This is a genomic window from Streptomyces sp. N50 (assembly GCF_033335955.1).
Classification (GTDB): Bacteria; Actinomycetota; Actinomycetes; order Streptomycetales; family Streptomycetaceae; genus Streptomyces.
Map to the genome: position 1 here is coordinate 2,986,723 of NZ_CP137549.1, position 18,704 is coordinate 3,005,426.

The 18,704-nt window shown below is 72.6% G+C and carries 12 protein-coding genes; 11 read left to right on the forward strand and 1 reads right to left on the reverse strand.

The features are described from left to right. Window positions 1–6: 6 nt before the first annotated feature. The 9 genes from R2B38_RS13075 (at window position 7) to R2B38_RS13115 (ending at window position 13,753) form a co-directional block, all read left to right on the forward strand. Window positions 7–1,272, forward strand: a complete 1,266-nt coding sequence (locus R2B38_RS13075) for a 6-phospho-beta-glucosidase (RefSeq protein WP_318016384.1) — start codon at window positions 7–9, stop codon at window positions 1,270–1,272. Beyond that, window positions 1,263–2,234, forward strand: a complete 972-nt coding sequence (locus R2B38_RS13080) for an N-acetylglucosamine kinase (protein ID WP_318016385.1) — start codon at window positions 1,263–1,265, stop codon at window positions 2,232–2,234. The genes R2B38_RS13075 and R2B38_RS13080 overlap by 10 nt, the downstream gene beginning before the upstream one ends. Window positions 2,235–2,419: 185 nt before the next feature. Beyond that, entirely contained in the window at window positions 2,420–3,877 is a 1,458-nt protein-coding gene (locus R2B38_RS13085; protein ID WP_411978446.1) for a hypothetical protein, read from the forward strand. A 14-nt stretch (window positions 3,878–3,891) separates the two neighbouring features. After that, on the forward strand, window positions 3,892–4,950 hold the full coding sequence (locus tag R2B38_RS13090; protein WP_318016386.1) for a glutamate ABC transporter substrate-binding protein: 1,059 nt from the start codon (window positions 3,892–3,894) through the stop codon (window positions 4,948–4,950). A 65-nt stretch (window positions 4,951–5,015) separates the two neighbouring features. Next, window positions 5,016–6,347, forward strand: coding sequence for a hypothetical protein (locus tag R2B38_RS13095; protein WP_199811079.1), 1,332 nt, complete (start codon window positions 5,016–5,018; stop codon window positions 6,345–6,347). 26 nt (window positions 6,348–6,373) lie between these two features. Next, a complete protein-coding gene (locus R2B38_RS13100) occupies window positions 6,374–8,914 on the forward strand; it encodes a serine/threonine-protein kinase (protein WP_318016387.1) in 2,541 nt (846 codons plus the stop codon). Further along, complete coding sequence (locus tag R2B38_RS13105) at window positions 8,915–10,258, forward strand: PP2C family serine/threonine-protein phosphatase (protein WP_318016388.1); 1,344 nt, start codon at window positions 8,915–8,917, stop codon at window positions 10,256–10,258. Window positions 10,259–10,356: 98 nt separating this feature from the next. Next, the gene (locus R2B38_RS13110) at window positions 10,357–11,703 is read left to right on the forward strand and encodes a VWA domain-containing protein (protein WP_318016389.1); all 1,347 of its coding nucleotides are present in this window, start codon (window positions 10,357–10,359) and stop codon (window positions 11,701–11,703) included. Window positions 11,704–11,764: 61 nt separating this feature from the next. After that, window positions 11,765–13,753, forward strand: coding sequence for an FHA domain-containing protein (locus R2B38_RS13115; protein ID WP_318016390.1), 1,989 nt, complete (start codon window positions 11,765–11,767; stop codon window positions 13,751–13,753). A 100-nt stretch (window positions 13,754–13,853) separates the two neighbouring features. Here the strand turns inward: R2B38_RS13115 and R2B38_RS13120 are convergent, their stop codons facing one another. Beyond that, window positions 13,854–14,819 (reverse strand): methyltransferase domain-containing protein, encoded by a 966-nt coding sequence (locus tag R2B38_RS13120; protein WP_318016391.1) that lies wholly within the window; start codon window positions 14,817–14,819, stop codon window positions 13,854–13,856. Between the two features lie 77 nt (window positions 14,820–14,896). Here R2B38_RS13120 and R2B38_RS13125 point away from each other — a divergent pair, with 77 nt between their 5' ends. After that, a complete protein-coding gene (locus R2B38_RS13125; protein ID WP_033284567.1) occupies window positions 14,897–15,310 on the forward strand; it encodes a globin in 414 nt (137 codons plus the stop codon). A gap of 146 nt (window positions 15,311–15,456) precedes the next feature. Further along, a complete protein-coding gene (locus R2B38_RS13130; RefSeq protein ID WP_318016392.1) occupies window positions 15,457–18,693 on the forward strand; it encodes an ABC transporter permease in 3,237 nt (1,078 codons plus the stop codon). Window positions 18,694–18,704 lie beyond the last annotated feature (11 nt).

Here is an 18,704-nt window from a genome sequence, read left to right on the forward strand (position 1 = left end):
CCCCACATGAAACTCACCGTGGTCGGCGGAGGCTCGACCTACACCCCCGAACTCATCGACGGCTTCGCCCGGTTGAGGGACACCCTGCCCGTCGAGGAACTCGTCCTCGTCGACCCGGCGCCCGAACGCCTGGAACTGGTGGGCGGGTTGGCCCGCCGGATCTTCGCCAGGCAGGGGCATCCGGGCAGGATCGTGACGACGTCCGACCTGGACGCCGGGGTCGAGGGCGCCGACGCCGTGCTGCTGCAGCTCCGCGTCGGCGGGCAGGCGGCCCGCGAGCAGGACGAGACCTGGCCGCTGGAGTGCGGCTGCGTCGGCCAGGAGACGACCGGCGCGGGCGGCCTCGCCAAGGCGCTGCGGACCGTACCGGTGGTTCTCGACATCGCCGAGCGGGTCCGGCGTACGAACCCGGACGCCTGGATCATCGACTTCACCAACCCGGTGGGGATCGTCACCCGCGCCCTGCTCCAGGCCGGCCACAAGGCGGTCGGCCTGTGCAACGTGGCGATCGGCTTCCAGCGGAAGTTCGCCGGGCTGCTCGGGGTCACCCCGACCGATGTGCACCTCGACCATGTGGGCCTCAACCACCTCACCTGGGAGACCGGTGTGCGGCTCGGCGGTCCCGAGGGCGAGAACGTGCTGCCCAAGCTGCTCGGCGAGCACGGCGACGCCATCGCCGCCGACCTGAGCCTGCCCCGGGTCCTCCTCGACCGGCTCGGCGTCGTCCCGTCCTACTACCTGCGCTACTTCTACGCGCACGACGAGGTCGTACGGGAACTGCGGACCAAGCCGTCCCGGGCCTCCCAAGTGGCCGAGATGGAACGCGAGTTGCTGAAGATGTACGCCGACCCGGCCCTCGACGAGAAGCCCGCGCTGCTCGCCAAGCGCGGCGGGGCCTACTACTCCGAGGCCGCCGTCGACCTCGCCGCCTCGCTGCTCGGCGGCGGTGGGAGTCCGTACCAGGTGGTGAACACGTACAACAAGGGGACGCTGCCGTTCCTGCCGGACGACGCGGTGATCGAGGTGCAGGCCGCCGTCGGCGCGAAGGGGGCGACTCCCCTTGCCGTGGCGGACGTTGATCCGCTGTACGCGGGGCTGATGGCCAACGTGACCGCGTACGAGGACCTCGCTCTGGAGGCCGCGCTGCGCGGGGGCCGGGACCGGGTGTTCCGGGCGCTGCTCTCGCATCCCCTGATCGGCCAGTACGAGTACGCCGACGCCCTGACCGACCAGCTGATCGCGCACAACCGGGAGCACCTCGCGTGGGCCTGACCGCAAGTGTCCTCGCCGTCGACGCGGGCAACAGCAAGACCGACGTCGCGGTCGTGGCGGCCGACGGGGAGATCCTCGCCACGGCCCGCGGCGGCGGGTTCCGGCCGCCGGTCGTGGGCATCGGGACGGCCGTCGACAATGTCGCCGAGGCCGTCGCCCGCGCCTTCGCGGAGGCGGGGGTGAGCTCGGTCGACCATGTGTCGGCCTGTCTCGCCAACGCCGACTTCCCCGTGGAGGAGGAGCAGTTGGCCGCCGCGCTGCACGCGCGCGGGTGGGGCGCGAGTGCGGAGGTGCGCAACGACACGTTCGCCGTGCTGCGCGCGGGCATCCCCGAACCGCGCGGGGTCGCCGTCGTCTGCGGGGCCGGCATCAACTGCGTCGGCATGCGGCCCGACGGCCGTACCGCCCGCTTCCCGGCGATCGGCCGTATCTCCGGTGACTGGGGCGGCGGTTGGGGCCTGGCGGAGGAGGCCCTGTGGCACGCCGCCCGCGCGGAGGACGGGCGCGGGGGCCCTACGGCCCTGGCGCGCACGCTGCCCGCGTACTTCGGCCTGGAGTCGATGTACGACCTCATCGAGGCGCTGCATCTGGAACACGTCGAACACCACCGCCGGCACGAGTTGACGCCGGTGCTGTTCGCGACGGCGGTGGACGGCGACCCGGTGGCCCGCTCGATCGTGGACCGGATGGCGGAGGAGGTGGTGGCGATGGCCACGGTCGCGCTGACCCGCCTCGACCTGCTCGACGAGGAGGCGCCGGTGCTGCTCGGCGGCAGCGTCCTCGCCGCCCGGCATCCCCAACTGGACGATCGGATAAGGGAGTTGCTGGCCGCCAAGGCGCCCAAGGCGGTAGCGACGGTCGTCACCGCGCGGCCGGTGCTGGGCGCCGTGCTGCTCGGTCTGGACCATGTGGGCGCCGCGGCCGGGGCACATGTGCGGGCCAGGGCCTATTACGAGCACTGACACCCGGGAACCGAACAGATTCCCACGGCGTATTCATGGACAGGGGGGCGGTGCGGGGCGTTGTGTGGTGCCGGAAATCCGGTGGCCACGCTGCGATCCGATCAAGATCCAGTGAAGGCCGGTGCGGAATGTCAGTCCCTGCGGCGATACTTGCCGCGACGGGATGACCCTGGGGGAGGTCAGCAGTGACAGAACCGCCGAAGAACGGTACGGCGCCACCGGGCACCGCCGTGCCCACGATGCCGGCGCTGCCGCCGCAGCCGGCCAGGCCGGGGGCGCCCGCGCCCCGGCGTACGCCGGACGCCGCGCCCGCGCGCCGTACGGCGTTCGCCGAGGGCGTCGACCGGCTGCGCGCGGCGGCCACCACCGAGCCGGGCCGGCTGCGGGCCCTCGGCGCGCTGCTGGCCGTGCTGGTGATCGCGTTCGGCGCGGTCGCCGCCTGGCAGACCAACAGCCGGGCCACGGCGGCCGACGACGTGCTCCACCACAGCCAGCCGCTGAGCTCCGACGCGGCGGACATCTACCGCTCGCTCGCGGACGCCAACACGATGGCGGCCACCGGTTATCTGGCGGGCCCGGACGAGACCCGGGCGACCCGCACGCAGTACGAGGACGACGTGCGCGACGCCGCCGCGAAGCTCGTCACCGCCGCCGCCAACACCGACCCGGGCACGACGTCCGCGACCCTCATCAAGCAGCTCAACGAACGGCTGCCGGAGTACAAGGGCCTGGTCGAGTCGGCCCGCGCCAACAACCGGCAGGGCTTCCCGGTGGGCGGCGCCTATCTGCGGGCCGCGAACGACATGATGCAGAACCAGATGCTCCCGAAGGCCCAGGACCTCTACAAGGCCGAGAACCAGCGGCTGAGCGCCGACTACGGGGACGCGACTCCGTACCCCTGGTTCGCGATCGGTCTCGGGCTCCTCGCGCTCGCCGGCCTGGCCTACGCCCAGCGGCGCAACTACCAGCGCACGAACCGGGTCCTGAACCACGGCCTGGTCGCCGCCTCCGCCACCACCGCCGTCGTCCTGCTGTGGGTGGTCGTCGGCCACACCGTCGCACGCGCGGGCCTCGACGACTCGTACGACCACGGAGTCAGGTCGATCAACGTGCTGCACGACGCCCGTATCGCCTCCCTCAGGGCGCGCAGCGACGAGAACCTCACCCTGGTCAGCCGCGGCTCGGAGACGAAGAAACTCGCGAACGACGAGGTCGTGGACACCTACGCCTGGGGGTACGACAACGAGATCGCCGCGCTGGGCAAGGGCCTGAAACTGGCCGACTCGCTCGCCGACGACTCCGCGGGCCGCAAGCCCGTCGCCCTCGCCAACAGCTCGATGACGGTGTGGATATCCCGCCACAAACAGGTCCAGAAGGACAACGAGTTGGGCAAGTACGACGATGCCCGTGCCGGTGTCATCGGCTCGGACGATTCGACGAAGGAGTCGACGGCCGAGTGCTTCAGGACCGTGGACGCCTCGCTGGACAAGGCGCTGACGCACGAGACGAACGAGTTCAGGCAGTCCGCGGGTGACGGCCTGGACGCGATGACCGGCCTCACCGTCGGGGCCGCTGTGCTCGCGGTGCTCGGTGCGGCCGGCGCCGTACTGGGCATCGGGCGCAGGCTGTCGGAGTACCGGTGAAAGGGGGCGTGACGATGCGAGCACGGAGTGACTTCTTTCGCCGCCTGAGCGCGGTGCGACGGTTGCGAACCGGCCTGAAGGGCTGGGGCGGGGTGGGCGCGATGGCGGCCGTCTGCGTCCTCGCGGTCGCCTTCGTCCTGCTGCTGCCGCTCACCCAGTCGCGCGGCGAGGACGGTGCGCGGCTCGACGGACAGCGGACGGTCCAGGGCGTCCAGACCAAGGCCCCCAAGTGCGACGAGAGCACCATCCAGGACCAGAGCCCGTCCCCGTCGGACGACGAGGGCGCCGCGATCAAGGCCATCAAGGACCGCGGCGTGCTGCGGGTGGGCGTCGACCAGAACAGCTACCGCTGGGGCTACCGCAACCCCAACAGCTCCTCCAGTGACCTGGAGGGCTTCGACATCGACCTGGTCCACGCCATCGCCGAGAACATCTTCGGCAGCTCCTACAGCTCCGAAAAGGTCCAGCTCCTGGCCATCCCGACCGACCAGCGCATCCCGGCGATCCAGGGCAACCGCGTCGACATGGTGGTCCGCACCATGACGATCAACTGCGAGCGCGCCGACGACGTCGCCTTCTCCGCCCCGTACTTCCTCACCGGCCAGCAGGTCCTCGCCCCGAAGTCGTCGACGATCACGGGCTACAACGAGACCCTCAAGGACAAGAGGGTCTGCTCGGCGTCGGGCTCCACGGCGAACGACCAGCTGAACGCGGACAAGGGCCACAAGATCCCGGCCAGTGTCCAGATCCTGCCCCCCGTCCCCAACCAGCTGGACTGCCTGGTGGAGCTCCAGCTCGGTGAGGCGGACGCGGTGGTGACCGACGGCGCGCTCGCCGCGAGCCAGGCCGCGCAGGACCCGACGGTGGAGCTGAAGGGCACCCCCTTCACCAAGGAGTACTACGGCGTCGCGATGAACAAGGGCGCCACCGACCTGGTGCGCCGGGTCAACCGAATACTGGAGACCTACCGCACCGACCCGGCCGACTGGCGGGCCTCGTACACGAAATGGTTGCTGCCGACCCTGGGTAAGGATTCGACGTCGGCCGACCCGCCCACACCGCACTACAAGTGACGGACCATCAACTACAGCGACCACACGGACCACTGACGGAACGACAACGCAGCGAGAGGTGATCGATGGGCGTCACGGGACCCCCCGGGCCGGTAATGGACCGGGACGAGGTGGACCGTGCGCTGGCGCGGCTCGGCGCGGAGCACGAGGCCATCGAGACCTCGCTCCTCGCCCTGCAGGACCACGCGGGCCGCAGACTCCTCGAAGGCGCCGAGCTGACCGGCACGACCAAGGAGCGCTGGGCGTCCACCGACGCGTCGATCACGCTGCTGTGGGCGTACTTCGACGCCTACACGGACGCGTTCCACGCCGCCCAGAGCATCCGCTCGCGGCGCCGCTGGTCCAGCCGTGAGGACCTGGTCGAGCTGACCGAGCTGCTGCGCGGCGAGTCCGTCACGGTCGCCGGTTCGACCACGGCGACGGCCAACATGCCGACGCTGACCGGGGGTTCGAGCAAGCTGAGCCACCAGTTCTCGCTGAGCGGGCTGGTCGACGAGATGAACGACCTGTACGCGAACTCGCTGGACATGGTCGTCACCTCGGACGCGGTGTGGTCCGCGCTGCCCGCCCGGATCGATTTACTGGCCGCGGAGTTGCAGCGCACCCGCCAGCTCGCCCACTCCGTCGGCGTCCGGCCGGGCGAGCACCCGGCGGGCGACGACCTGGAGCGCATCACCAGCACCCTGACCGAGTTGCGCGAGCGGGTCATCTCCGACCCGCTGGCCTTCTGGGTGCGGGCGCAGGGGAGTTCGGCCCCCGGCGGCGGGCGCCCGGACACCACGGTCTACGACCGGGAGGCGCGCGCCCTGGAGGACGTGCGCCGCGAGATCGACGCCGTGCTCACCGTCCGGCAGGACGCGGAGGCGCGGCTGGTGAAGCTGCGGGACGTGCTCTCCCGCGCGGACCGCACGCTCGCCGAGGCGCGCACCGCGCGCGGTGAGGTCCTCGCGAAGATCGCGGCCACGGAGGTGCCGGTCGTCGGCGGACCGCCGACCGTGCTGCAGGAGCAGCTGTCGACGGCCGCCGAGTACCGCAGACACGCCCAGTGGCACCGCCTGTCCCCGCTCCTGGAGTCCCTGGAACAGAAGGCGGAGGACGAACTGCTGCGCGCCCGCGAGTCGTTGACCGCGGTCACCCAGCCGCTGGCGGTCCGCGCGGAGCTGCGCGGCCGCCTCGACGCGTACAAGGCGAAGGTCGCCCGGCACGGCCTCGCGGAGGACCCGCTGCTGATCGAGCGGTACGACGCGGCCCGCCGCATGCTGTGGAGCGCGCCCTGCGACCTGCGCGTCGCCGAACAGGCGGTGCTGCGCTACCAGCACGCGGCCGCCGAGCAGTTCAACGCTCCGCGGCCACAGCCGCAGGGCGGTCCCGAGGACCAGAGGGGGCCGGGCGCGTGAGTGACGAGGAAGAAGCGGGGTCGGTCATGAGCGAGACACAGCAGAAGTGTCAACGGCCGGGCTGCGAGGGGTCGTACGAGGACGTCGGCGGCGGCGAGCTGTACTGCGACACCTGCGGTCTGGCGCCGGTGGTGTCGGCGAAGGGCGCGATCAGCTCACCGCCCACCGGGATGACCAGCGGCAAGGGCTCACGGGGTTCGGGGAGCGGCAGTTCCCGTACCAGCAGCCGCAGTTCGCGTACGTCGTCGCAGTCGTCGAAGTCGCGGCGCTCGGTGTCGGGACGGCTCTCGCGCTCGGAGTCGGGCCGCTCCACCGGCCGTTCGGTGTCGGTGCGCAGCTCCGGCTCGTCGTCCGGGACCTCCAGCCGCGGCCGGCTCGGCGTCGGTCTGGTGCAGGTGCCCGGGGTGCCGCGGCCCGACCCGCGCGAGATGGTCCTGGAGAACCCGGAGGTGCCCGAGCGCAAGCGGTTCTGCTCGCGCTCGGACTGCGGTGCGCCGGTGGGGCGTTCGCGCGGTGACAGCCCGGGGCGCACGGAGGGTTTCTGCACCAAGTGCGGCAACCCGTACTCGTTCACGCCCAAGCTGGAAGCCGGCGACATCGTGCACGGCCAGTACGAGACCGTGGGCTGTCTGGCGCACGGCGGCCTCGGCTGGGTCTATCTCGCCGTCGACCGCGCGGTCTCCGACCGCTGGGTGGTCCTCAAGGGCCTCCTCGACACCGGCGACCAGGACGCGATGGAGGCCGCGATCTCCGAGCGGCGCTTCCTCGCCGAGATCGAGCACGCCAACATCGTGCGGATCTACAACTTCGTGGAGCACCTGGACCAGCGGACGGGTTCGCTGGACGGGTACATCGTCATGGAGTACGTCGGCGGCAAGTCCCTCAAGGAGATCGCCAACGACCGCCGTACGCCGGACGGGAAGCGCGATCCGCTGCCGGTGGAGCAGGCCTGCGCGTACGGCATCGAGGCCCTGGAGGCGCTCGGCCACCTGCACAGCCGCAACCTCCTGTACTGCGACTTCAAGGTCGACAACGCGATCCAGACCGAGGACCAGCTCAAGCTGATCGACATGGGCGCGGTGCGCAGGATGGACGACGACGAGTCGGCCATCTACGGCACGGTCGGCTACCAGGCGCCGGAGGTCGCGGAGGTCGGCCCGTCGGTGGCGAGCGACCTGTACACGGTGGCCCGCACCCTCGCGGTGATGACCTTCGACTTCCAGGGCTACACGAACGTCTTCGTGGACTCCCTTCCCGACCCGGACAACATCGAGGTCTTCCGCCGCTACGAGTCGTTCTACCGGCTCCTGGTCCGCGCCACCGACCCCGACCCGGCCCGCCGGTTCGCCTCCGCGCAGGAGATGGCCGAGCAGCTGACGGGCGTCCTGCGCGAGGTCGTCTCGCTGCAGACCGGGCGCGCCCGCCCCTCCCTGTCCACCCTGTTCGGGCCCGAACTGAAGGTCACGGACACGGAGTTGTTCCCGAAGCTGGACGGGGACGTGTCCCTGCTGGGGGCGAGAGCGGTACAGCCGCCGAAGCGGATCCCAAGTGCCCGCTCCGGCACGGCACTTGACGAACGACCCAACGGCGGCCCGGTGTTGACCGCGCTCAACGGCAGCGCGCCGGCCACCGTCAAGCAGGTCGACTCCCCCGCCGTGGCCCTCGCGCTGCCCGTCCCGCACGTCGACGCGAGCGACCCGAACGCGGGCTTCCTGGCGGGCCTGATGGCGACCGCGGCGACCGAACTGCTCGGCGCGCTCGCCTCGGCGCCGTCGCCGTCCGTGGAGACCCGGCTGCGGCAGATCAGGGCCTGGCTGGAGAACGGCGACTCGTACACCGCGCTGGACGCCCTCGCGAAGCTGGAGGACGAGCGGCCCGACGACTGGCGGGTGGTCTGGTACACGGGCGTGGCCGCGCTGGCGACCCTCGACTACGAGGCCGCCGCGCTGTCCTTCGACGCGATCTACGACGCCTTCCCGGGCGAGCCCGCGCCGAAGCTGGCGCTGGGCCTGTGCGCCGAGGTGCTGGGGCAGCTGGACAACGCGGCCGAGTACTACCGCCTGGTCTGGTCGACCGACCCGACCTATGTGAGCGCGGCCTTCGGCCTGGCCCGCGTCCAATTCGCGACCGGCGACCGGCCCGGCGCCGTACGGACGCTGGAGTCGGTGCCCGAGGCCTCCATCCACTACACGGCCGCGCGGGTGGCCGCCGTACGGGCGCGGCTTCGGGAGCGGGCCGCGACGGCGGACGACACGCCGTTCCTGGACGATCTGACCGCGGCCGCCGGACAGGTGGAAGCGCTGGAGGGATACGGTCTGGACGCCGTCCGGCGCGAGCGGCTGTCGGCCGAGGTCCTCGGCCGCGCCCTCGACTGGATACTCTCCGGAGGCCAGGGTTCCGTACCGCTCACGCGGCGGGAGCTGCTCGGCAGCGAACTGGACGAGCGGGGACTCCGCTTCGGCCTGGAGCGTTCGTACCGCACGCTGGCCCGGCTGGCACGGGACGGCGAGGAGAGGATCGACCTGGTGGAACGAGCCAACCGTTACCGCCCCCGGACGTGGGTGTAGTTGATGTCGCAGATGCCCCAGCTCTCCGCCTGCCCGAGCTGCGAAGAGCCCCTGGAGTCCGGTGACCGCTTCTGCGGCGCGTGCGGATACGACCTGTCCGCCGTGCCCGCGCCACCGGACGACCACCCGACGCTCACCATGAACGGCGCGGTGCCGCTCCCGCCCGAGGAGGCCGTGGACGTGGACTGGCCCGTGGTCCCCCAGCCGGAGGGCGCCGGGACCCCGCCCACGGTCCATCTGCCCACCGACCTGCCCGGCACCGACTCCGGCGGCACCCCCCTGCCCGCCAACACCCCGCCGCTGCCCGCCGGTTCACCGGCCGGGGCCGCGTCGGGCGTACGGTTCGACCGGCCGCCGGAGCCCGACGAGTACCCGCTCCAGGCACCGGACCCGCGGGTCGCCGCCGATCCGCCGACCGCGGGCGAGGGCGTCAAGGTGTGCGTGGCCTGCCGCTCGGGCCGGGTCGACCCGGACGGCTACTGCGAGAACTGCGGGCACGCCCAGCCCCGCGAACGCGACCACATGGAGCAGGAGTTGGGCCCGCTCGCGGCGGTCAGCGACCGCGGGCTGCGCCACCACCGCAACGAGGACGCCTTCGCCGTAGGACAGTGTCTGCTGCCCGACGGGGCGCCCGCGCTGGTCGCGGTGGTGTGTGACGGGGTGTCGTCGGCGACGCGGCCCGACGCGGCCTCGCTGGCGGCCTCACGGGAGGCGGGAGAGGCGCTGCTGGCCGCGCTGCCGCAGGGCACGCATCCGCAGGCGGCGATGCACGAGGCGATCATCGCGGCCTCGCACGCGGTCAACTCCCTTGCCCAGGAGCCCGCGACGGCCCGCGAGCACGCCCCGCACCAGAACGCGCCGGCCTGCACGCTGGTCTCGTCCATCGTCACCCCGACCCTCCTCGTCGTCGGCTGGGTCGGCGACAGCCGCGCCTACTGGATCCCGGTGGACCGCAGTTCACCGCCGGCCCGGCTCACCGAGGACGACTCGTGGGCGGCCCAGATGGTCGCCGCGGGCCTGATGAGCGAGGCGGAGGCCTACGCCGACGAGCGCGCCCACGCGATCACCGGCTGGCTCGGCGCCGACGCGTACGAACTGGAGCCGCACACCGCCTCGTTCAAGCCGGACCGGCCCGGTGTGGTGATCGTGTGCACCGACGGACTGTGGAACTACGCGGAGTCCGCCGAGGAGATGGCGGAGATCGTCCCCGCCGACGCGGCGGTCCGTCCGCTGCACAGCGCCCAGGTGCTGGTCGGTCACGCGCTGGACGGCGGGGGCCACGACAACGTAACAGTGGCCGTCGTGCCGTTCCCGGCCCCGCCGCAAGGGGCAGTATCCGGCTGAGGCCGCATAAACGGGGACGGCCTCGGACCGGTGGGGACCGGTCCGCATATAGTCATCGCCCCATCCAGGTGGGGTACTTGAGGGGGATCAGAGCAGGCATGGCCAATTTCTCGAAGTCGAACGTGCCACAGTTCTCGGTCGACGTGTACCAGAACGAGTACCTGCCGGAGGGCGGGCGCGAGGTCAACGCGATCGTCACGGTGACCTCGACCGGCGGCGGCACCATCGGGAGCCCGGTCGCGGCACCCCATCTCTACTCGGCCGGTCAGGGCCCGGACGCTGCCGTGGCGATCATGGTCGACTGTTCGGGGTCTATGGACTACCCGCCGACCAAGATGCGCAACGCCCGCGACGCCACGGCCGCCGCGATCGACACCCTGCGCGACGGCGTGCACTTCGCGGTGATCGGCGGCACGCATGTCGCCAAGGAGGTCTATCCGGGCGGCGGGGCGCTCGCGGTGGCCGACGCCCGGACCCGCGACCAGGCCAAGCAGGCGCTGCGCAAGCTGAGCGCGGGCGGCGGTACGGCGATCGGCACCTGGCTGCGCCTGGCCGACCGGCTGCTGTCGTCGGCGGACGTCTCCATCCGCCACGGCATCGTGCTGACCGACGGCCGCAACGAGCACGAGGCGCCGGAGGACCTGAAGGCCGCCCTCGACTCCTGCGCCGGACGGTTCACCTGTGACGCGCGGGGCGTCGGCACCGACTGGGAAGTGAAAGAAGTCACAGGGATCGCCTCCGCGCTGCTCGGCACCGCCGACATCGTCGCCGACCCGGCCAACCTCGCCGCCGACTTCACGAAGATGATGGAGACGGCGATGGGCAAGGAGGTCGCGGACGTCGCGCTGCGGCTGTGGACGCCGGTGGGCACGGCCATCAAGTTCGTCAAGCAAGTCGCGCCCCGGGTCGAGGAGTTGACCGACCGCCGCACCGAGGCGGGGCCCCGCGCCGGGGACTACCCCACCGGTTCCTGGGGAGACGAGTCCCGTGACTACCACGTGTGCGTCGAGGTCCCCGAGGCCGGCATCGGCCAGGAGATGCTGGCCGCGAGAGTCTCGCTGGTCGTCCCGCAGCCCGACGGAAGTACCCAAAACCTGGGCGCCCAGGGCCTGGTGAAGGCCGTGTGGACCGACGACATGGTGGCGTCCACGTCCATCAACCCCCAGGTCGCGCACTACACCGGCCAGGCCGAACTGGCACAAGTCATCCAACAAGGGCTCGATCTCCGCAAATCGGGAGATGTCGATGGAGCAACGGCCAAACTGGGACGGGCCGTTCAGCTCGCCAGCGTCTCCGGAAACGCGGATACTGCGAAACTGCTTGCGAAGGTGGTGGACGTGGTCGATGCCGCGGCGGGTACTGTGCGACTGAAGGCGAAGGTCGCGGAGGCCGACGAGATGACTCTCGAGACACGGTCCACAAAGACTGTTCGTGTAAAGAAGTGACCTAGCCAGCACGACTCCGTGAGACCCAGAACGACCCTGTGCGAAAGGGGGACGCGCCGACATGCCGACCTGCCCGAACGGACACCAGTCGGGTTCCGACGACTGGTGCGAGGTCTGCGGTCACCGCATGGCCGGTGCCGTGCCCCCGCCCCCTCCCCCGCCCCCCGGCGGCGGCTACGGCTTCCCGCCGCCCGCCCCCGGCCGCGGCCCGTCCGCCGAGGCGGAGCTCTGCCCGCAGTGCCGCACGCCCCGCGAGGGCGGTGCGCCGTTCTGCGAGGAGTGCCGGTGGAACTTCCTCACGAACACGGCGACGTCGTACACCCCGGCCGCACCGCGCCCCACGACGCCTGGCCCCGGCCCCGGCCCGAGCCCGGCGTCCCGCTTCCAGCAGCAGCCTCCGCCGCCGCCCGGTGCGGGTCCCGGTCCCGGGCCCGGTCAGTCCTACGGCGGTGATCCCTTCGAGTACCAGGGGTCGCGGCCCTCGCAGATGAACCGGCCCGCGGAGCCGATACCCCCGTTCGGGAGTGAACCGGCGGGGCGGCCTGGTGCGCCTGGGGGTCCCGGTGGACCTGGTGGACCTGGTTCCGGTGGTCCTGGTGGGCCCAGCGGTCCCGGTGCCTTCGGTGGCGAACGGCAGGGTGGGCCCGGCCCGCAGGGGTTCGGCGGCGAACGCCAAGGTGGACCCGGTGGTCAGGGTGGGCCTGGCGGTCCCGGTGGCCAGGGCGCGCAGGGCTTCGGCAATGAGCGGCAGGGTGGGCCCGGCGGTCAAGGTGGACCCGGCGCGCAAGGCTTCGGCGGTGAGCGCCCGGGCGGCGGTCCCGGTGGCCAGGGCGCGCAAGGCTTTGGTGGTGAGCGGCAGGGTGGCCCCGGCTCGCAAGGCTTCGGCAATGAGCGGCAGGGTGGGCCCGGCGGTGCCGGCGGCCCCGGCCCGCAGGGCTTCGGCGGCGAACGCCAAGGTGGACCCGGTGGTCAGGGTGGGCCCGGCGGACCCGGCGCGCAAGGCTTCGGCGGTGAGCGCCCGGGCGGCGGTCCCGCGCCCTTCGGGAACAACGACCCGTCCGGTCCGCCGCGGCCGTTCGGCAACGACCCCTCCGGCCCGCCGCCCCCGCCCTTCGGCAACGAGGCGTCCGGCCGGCCCGGCTCCTTCGGCAATGAGCAATCCCCGGGTCCCGGCGGCCAGTTCGGCAACGAGCGACCCCGCCAGGGCGACTTCGGCGGCGGCCGCCCCGGTACCTTCGGCGGCGAGCGACAGGGTCCGCCCGGGCCGTTCGGCAACGAGCCCTCGAACCCGCAGGGTCCCCCGAACTTCGGCGGCCCCGACCCCTCGCGCCCGATCCCGCCGCCGCCCGGACCGACCCCGCCCGCGGGTCCCGGTGGCACGAGTGGCGCCCCGCAGGCCTTCCAGCAGTCCGCCCCGCCGGCCCCGCCCGGGTTCCCGCAGGAGACGAACCGTCCGCAGCAGGGCGGCTCGCCCTTCGGCGGCGGTGACGACGACTGGGTGATCTCCCCGCCGACTCCTGGCTCCCCCGGTTCTCCGGGTGGACCCGGTGGTCCTGGCGGTCCCGGTCAGGGTGGTGGCGGCTACGGCTATCCGCAGCCCGGTTCGAACCAGGCCCCGCCGCGTCCGGCGTACCAACAGCAGCCGACGACGTGGATGGCGACGATCGGTCCGGACCGCGAGTACTTCATGGCGATGATGCAGCGTTCGGGGCCGGAGGCCGCGGGGCTCAATCTGCCCGCGTACTCGCCTGAGCAGCAGCGGCAGTTGACCGGCAACCAGATCACCATCGGGCGTCGGCGTCACTCCACCGGGGAATCCCCCGACATCGACCTGTCGGTGCCGCCGGAGGACCCGGGGGTCTCGCATCAGCATGCGGTGTTGGTGCAGCAGCCGGACGGGAGTTGGGCCGTCGTCGATCAGAACTCGACGAACGGTACGACGGTGAATGGCGGCGAGGAGCCGATCCAGCCCTTCGTGCCGGTGCCGTTGCAGGATGGGGATCGGGTGCACGTGGGGGCTTGGACGACGATCACTGTGCGGCGGGGTTAGTCAAAAGGTCCCGCCGCGTCGTTTGTCGTCTGCCGCGCCGTCGTGGCTGGTCGCGCCCTGCGGCGGAGCCGCTAATGTCACAGCCCCGCGCCCCTAAACGCTAGGGGAGCTGCCACGTGTGCGGGCTCTCCGGGGCGTCCAGCCACGCCCGTGCCCCCTCACCGGTGACCGTGACGCCGTAGCGCTCTCGCCCGGGTCTCCCCTCGCGCTCCCACAGCTCACGGGCCTCCTGCGGAGCCAGCGTGCCGTGGGTCAGGGTCAGCAGGAAGCGGAGTAGTTCGTGGTCGCCGGGGCGGTGTGGGATCTCGCCCGGGGTCGCGGGGTCGGTGCCGCGCAGGGGGACGAAGTACGCGGGCGTGTCCAGGAAGTTTCCCTCCGCGTGGGTCTCGTCCTGGACGGTGAGGGCGATGAGGCCGGTGGCCAGGGGGGCCAGGATGCGGGCGCCCGGGGTGCACTGGGCGAGCCAGGCGGGTGGGATCGAGGTCAGGGCGCAGGTCGCGATGACGCGGTCGTAGGGGCCGTGCTCGGGCACTCCTCGGGTGCCGTCGCCGGTGACGACGGTCGGGTGGTGTCCGGCGTCGGCGAGGTGGGTGCGGGCGGAGTCGGTGATCTCCGGTTCCAGGTCCACGGTCGTCACCAGGTCGTCGCCGAGCCGCTCCGCGAGCAACGCCGCGTTGTAGCCCGTCCCCGCGCCGATCTCCAGCACCCGGTCGCCGTCCGTCACCCGCAGCTCGGTCAACATCCGTGCCATCAGGGAGGGTTGGCTGCTGGACGACATCAGCTCCCCGTCCCGTAGCCGCGTGGCGAGCGGTACGTCGGCGTAGACCCCGCGCAGCCAGCGCTCGCGGGTGCGGGGGTCGGGGCTGTCCCTCCACAGGCGTTCGTTCCCGTCGGCGACAGCCACGTAGTAGTACGGCACGAACAGGTGCCGCGGTACGGCCGCGAACACCGCCCGCCAGCCGGGGTCCGCGTCCCAGGCGCCGCTCAGGCCGATCGCCCGCACCAGCTCCGACCGCGCGGCGAGGGCGACGGCCTCCAGGTCCTTGTCGAGAGCGTGCGCGCTCATACGTCCACTGTCCTGCCGTAGCGGCCGGGAGGCGAGCGGTCCTAAGTCCGAAGTCCTCCGCCGCCCCGTCTGAGACCATGGGGGGTGTGAACGAGATTCGGCGCGGCACGCTTCAGGAGCAGACCTTCTACGAGCAGGTCGGCGGGGAGAAGACCTTCCGTCGGCTCGTCCACCGTTTCTACGAGGGCGTCGCGGAGGACCCGCTGCTGCGGGCGATGTACCCGGAGGAGGACCTGGGTCCGGCCGAGGAGCGCTTCGCCCTCTTCCTGATGCAGTACTGGGGCGGCCCGACGACGTACAGCGACAACCGCGGCCACCCGCGTCTGCGCATGCGCCACGCGCCGTTCCAGGTCGACCAGGCCGCGCACGACGCCTGGCTGAAGCACATGCGCGTCGCCGTCGACGAACTCGGCCTGTCCGAGGAGCACGAGCACACGCTGTGGAACTACCTGACGTACGCGGCGGCCTCGATGGTGAACACGGCGGGCTGACCACCGTTCACTGAACGTCGGATTCCGGTCGTACGGCGCCGGTATCCGGTCACAATCCGGTCAAGCAGTGGTCGCAAACGGTTACTCGCCGCCGGTCCCCTCTGGCAGCATCACCGGGGAAGATCCGGACGACGGCGGGGGGCCGGGTGGGGTTCGTCCTCGTACGCGCGCGGGCACACCGCCTGCTGCTCGCCGCTGCCCTGCTCACCGTGCTGCTGACCACGGCCGTCCTCACGACGCTCACCGCCTACTCGGGCGCGATCGGCGACGCGGCGCTCCAGCACTCCCTGAACGACGCCCGCAACGCCCCCGACACCGCCCTGATCGTCAAGGCCGATGTCCCGCCCGCCGAGCACGCGGCCGCCGACACCGCCGTACGGAAGGCGGCGGGGCGGACCTTCGACCAACTGCCCGTGAGCGTACGGACGTTGGTGCGCTCGGGGCCGTACGCCCTGCCGCGTTCGCTCCAGCCGCGGGCCGAGCGGTCCGGCGATCCGGATCTCACCTACTTCGGGGCCCTGGACCGGTCGCAGGTGCGGCTGGTGTCCGGACGCTTCCCGCGCGCGACGGGCTCGGGGGACATCGAGGTCGCGCTGCCGCGCACCGCGGCCGAGGGGCTCGGGGTGCGGGCGGGCACGCGGCTCACCCTCGACAACCGGCTCAGCGGGCCGAAGGCGCACATCCTCGTCACCGGCGTCTACCGGCCCGCCGTCGCGAGCGCCGCGTACTGGCTCCTCGACGACCTGCGCGGCCGCGGCCTCAGCACGGCCGGTTTCACGACCTACGGCCCGCTGCTCACCGATCCCGCGAGCCTCGCCGGGCTGAGCGCCGGACAGTCCGCGTGGCTCGCGTCGGCCGACTTCTCCACGCTGACGACCGGGCGGATCGGCACCCTGCGCGGGACGGCTGCGGCGGGCAGCACCTCGTTGCGAAAGTCCGGTGCGGTCAAGGGAGTTACGACCGCGACGACCTCGCTGCCGGACGTACTCGACCGGATCGACCGCTCGTTGCTCGTCTCCCGCTCCACCCTGCTGATCGTCGCGCTCCAGCTCGCGCTGCTCGCGGGGTACGCCCTGCTGCTCGTGGCCCGGCTGCTGAGCACCGAACGGGCGGGCGAGAGCCGGTTGTTGCGGGCCCGCGGCGGTTCCCGGGCGCGGATCGCGGGCCTGTCGGCGGTGGAGGCGCTGCTGCTCGCCCTACCGGCCACGGCAGTTGCGCCGCTGCTGGCGGGTCCGCTCACCGAACTCCTCGCCGGGCACGGCGCGTTGGCGCGGATCGGGCTGCACCTGGACACTCCGGCGGGCGGCCGGGCGGGGGTGTGGCTGGTCGCGGCGGTCGTCGCCCTCGGCTGCGCGCTGGCGGTGACGCTCCCCGCGCTCACGTCCTCCTTCGAGGGCGGCCGGGCCCGCGCGGTCCCCGCTCCGCTGCGCGCGGGTGCGGACATCGGGCTGCTGGTCGTGGCCGGGGTCGCCTACTGGCAGCTGAACCGGCAGACCTCGGGAGCCGTCAGCACCGACAACTCCGGGACGCTGGGCATCGATCCCCTGCTCGTCGCGGCCCCCGCCCTCGCCCTCCTCGCGGGCACGGTCCTGACGCTACGGCTGCTGCCGCCGGTGGCCCGGCTGGCCGAGCGCCGGGCCGCCGCCGGGCGGGGGCTGCCGGTGGCGCTGGCGGGCTGGCAGTTCAGCCGCCGTCCGATGCGCGGTGCCGGGCCGGTGCTGCTGCTCGTGCTCGCCCTGGCGCTGGGCATGCTGGCCATCGGCCAGAGCGCCTCCTGGAACCGCTCGCAGAGCGACCAGGCCGACTTCCAGGCCGGGGTCCCGGTCCGCGTACTGGCCGCCGGTGACGGCGGGTTGGGCCGCACGGAGACCTACGCGGACCTTCCCCGCGTACGGGAGGCGGCCCCGGCCGTCCGCACCTCCCTGTCCCTCTCGGGCGACCGCACGGCGACCGTGCTGGCCCTGGACACGGCCCGCGCGTCGGACGCGGTACTGATCCGAGGAGACCTGACCTCGGGGCACCCCGCCGGACCACTGCTGGCCGGACTCGCGCCGAAGGGGACCACCGCCGGGGCCCACATCCCGTCAGGAACAGCCCTGTTGACGATGCGCGCGGGCATCCGCAGCACGGGCCCGGAGACGACGGTCGACGTCACGGCCACGGTCGAGGACCGCTACGGCACGCCGTACGAGGAGCCGCTCGGCCAACTCCCCACGGACGGACGGTCCTACGACCTGACGCTCGCCCTGTCCCCGACCCTCGGCCCCCTGACCCTCACCGGCCTGCAACTGGACCTGCCCCAGCCCGGCGACCACGCGGCCCAACAACGGCTCACCGTCAGCGAGTTGAGCGCCACGGACGCGGAGGGGAAGGTGCGGCGGCTGACGCTGCCCACCGCCTGGACGGGGAGGTCGTCCGTCAGCGAGTCGTACAGCGAGACCTCCAACCCGCGTGCCCCCAGGGTGAGTTCGGCAAAGCCCCTGACCGTCGACTACGACACGGGATACATCCCGGGCAAGGACTTCTGGACGATCGCCTCCGTCACGGTGCAGGTGCGGGTCGCGCAGCCCGCGGCGCCCGAGATCACGGCCGTCGCCACCGACCGCTTCCTGGCCTCGGCGGGCGCGCGCACCGGTCAGCGGGTGCAGGTGACGCTGGGCGGGGAGAACCTGCCGGTGCGGATCGTGGCGGCGGTGCGCGGGCTGCCGACGACGGGTGACTCCGGCGACTCGGCCGCGCAGGACGGGGGCGCGCTGCTGGTCGATCTCCGGTCCGTGAACCGGGTGTTGGAGGCGAGCTACGGCGCGAGCGTCACGCCCACCGAGTGGTGGCTGCGGACGGCGCCGGGCGACGCGGCGACGGTGGCCGCGGCGGTGCGCGCGCTGCCCGACGTCGATCCCACGGAGGTCGTGGTGCGGGAGGAGATCGCCCAGGAACTGCGCGACGACCCGTTCGGCGCCGGACCCGAGGCCGCGTTCGCCGCGGCGGCGCTGGTGGCGGCGGCCCTCGCGGCGGTGGGGTTCGCGGTCAGCACGGCGGGGTCGCTGCGGGAGCGCGGCGCGGAGTTCGCCGTACTGCGCGCGCTGGGCGCCCCGCGCCGCCAGCTGGCCCGCATGATCGCCGCCGAACAGGGCGTCCTGGTCGCGCTGGCCCTCGTGGTGGGCACGGCCCTGGGGACCGTACTGACCCGCGCGGTGATCCCGCTGATCGTCCTGACGGCCCAAGCGACCCGTCCGGTACCGCGCGTCCTGGTCGAACTGCCCGTCACGCACGTGGCGTTGCTGCTGGTGGCGGTGGCGGCGACGCCGCTGATCGTGACGGTGGCGCTGGCGTTGCGGCGGGCGGATCCGGCGACTTCGCTCCGGGAGCAGGGGGGTGAGTGAGATGGGGGACG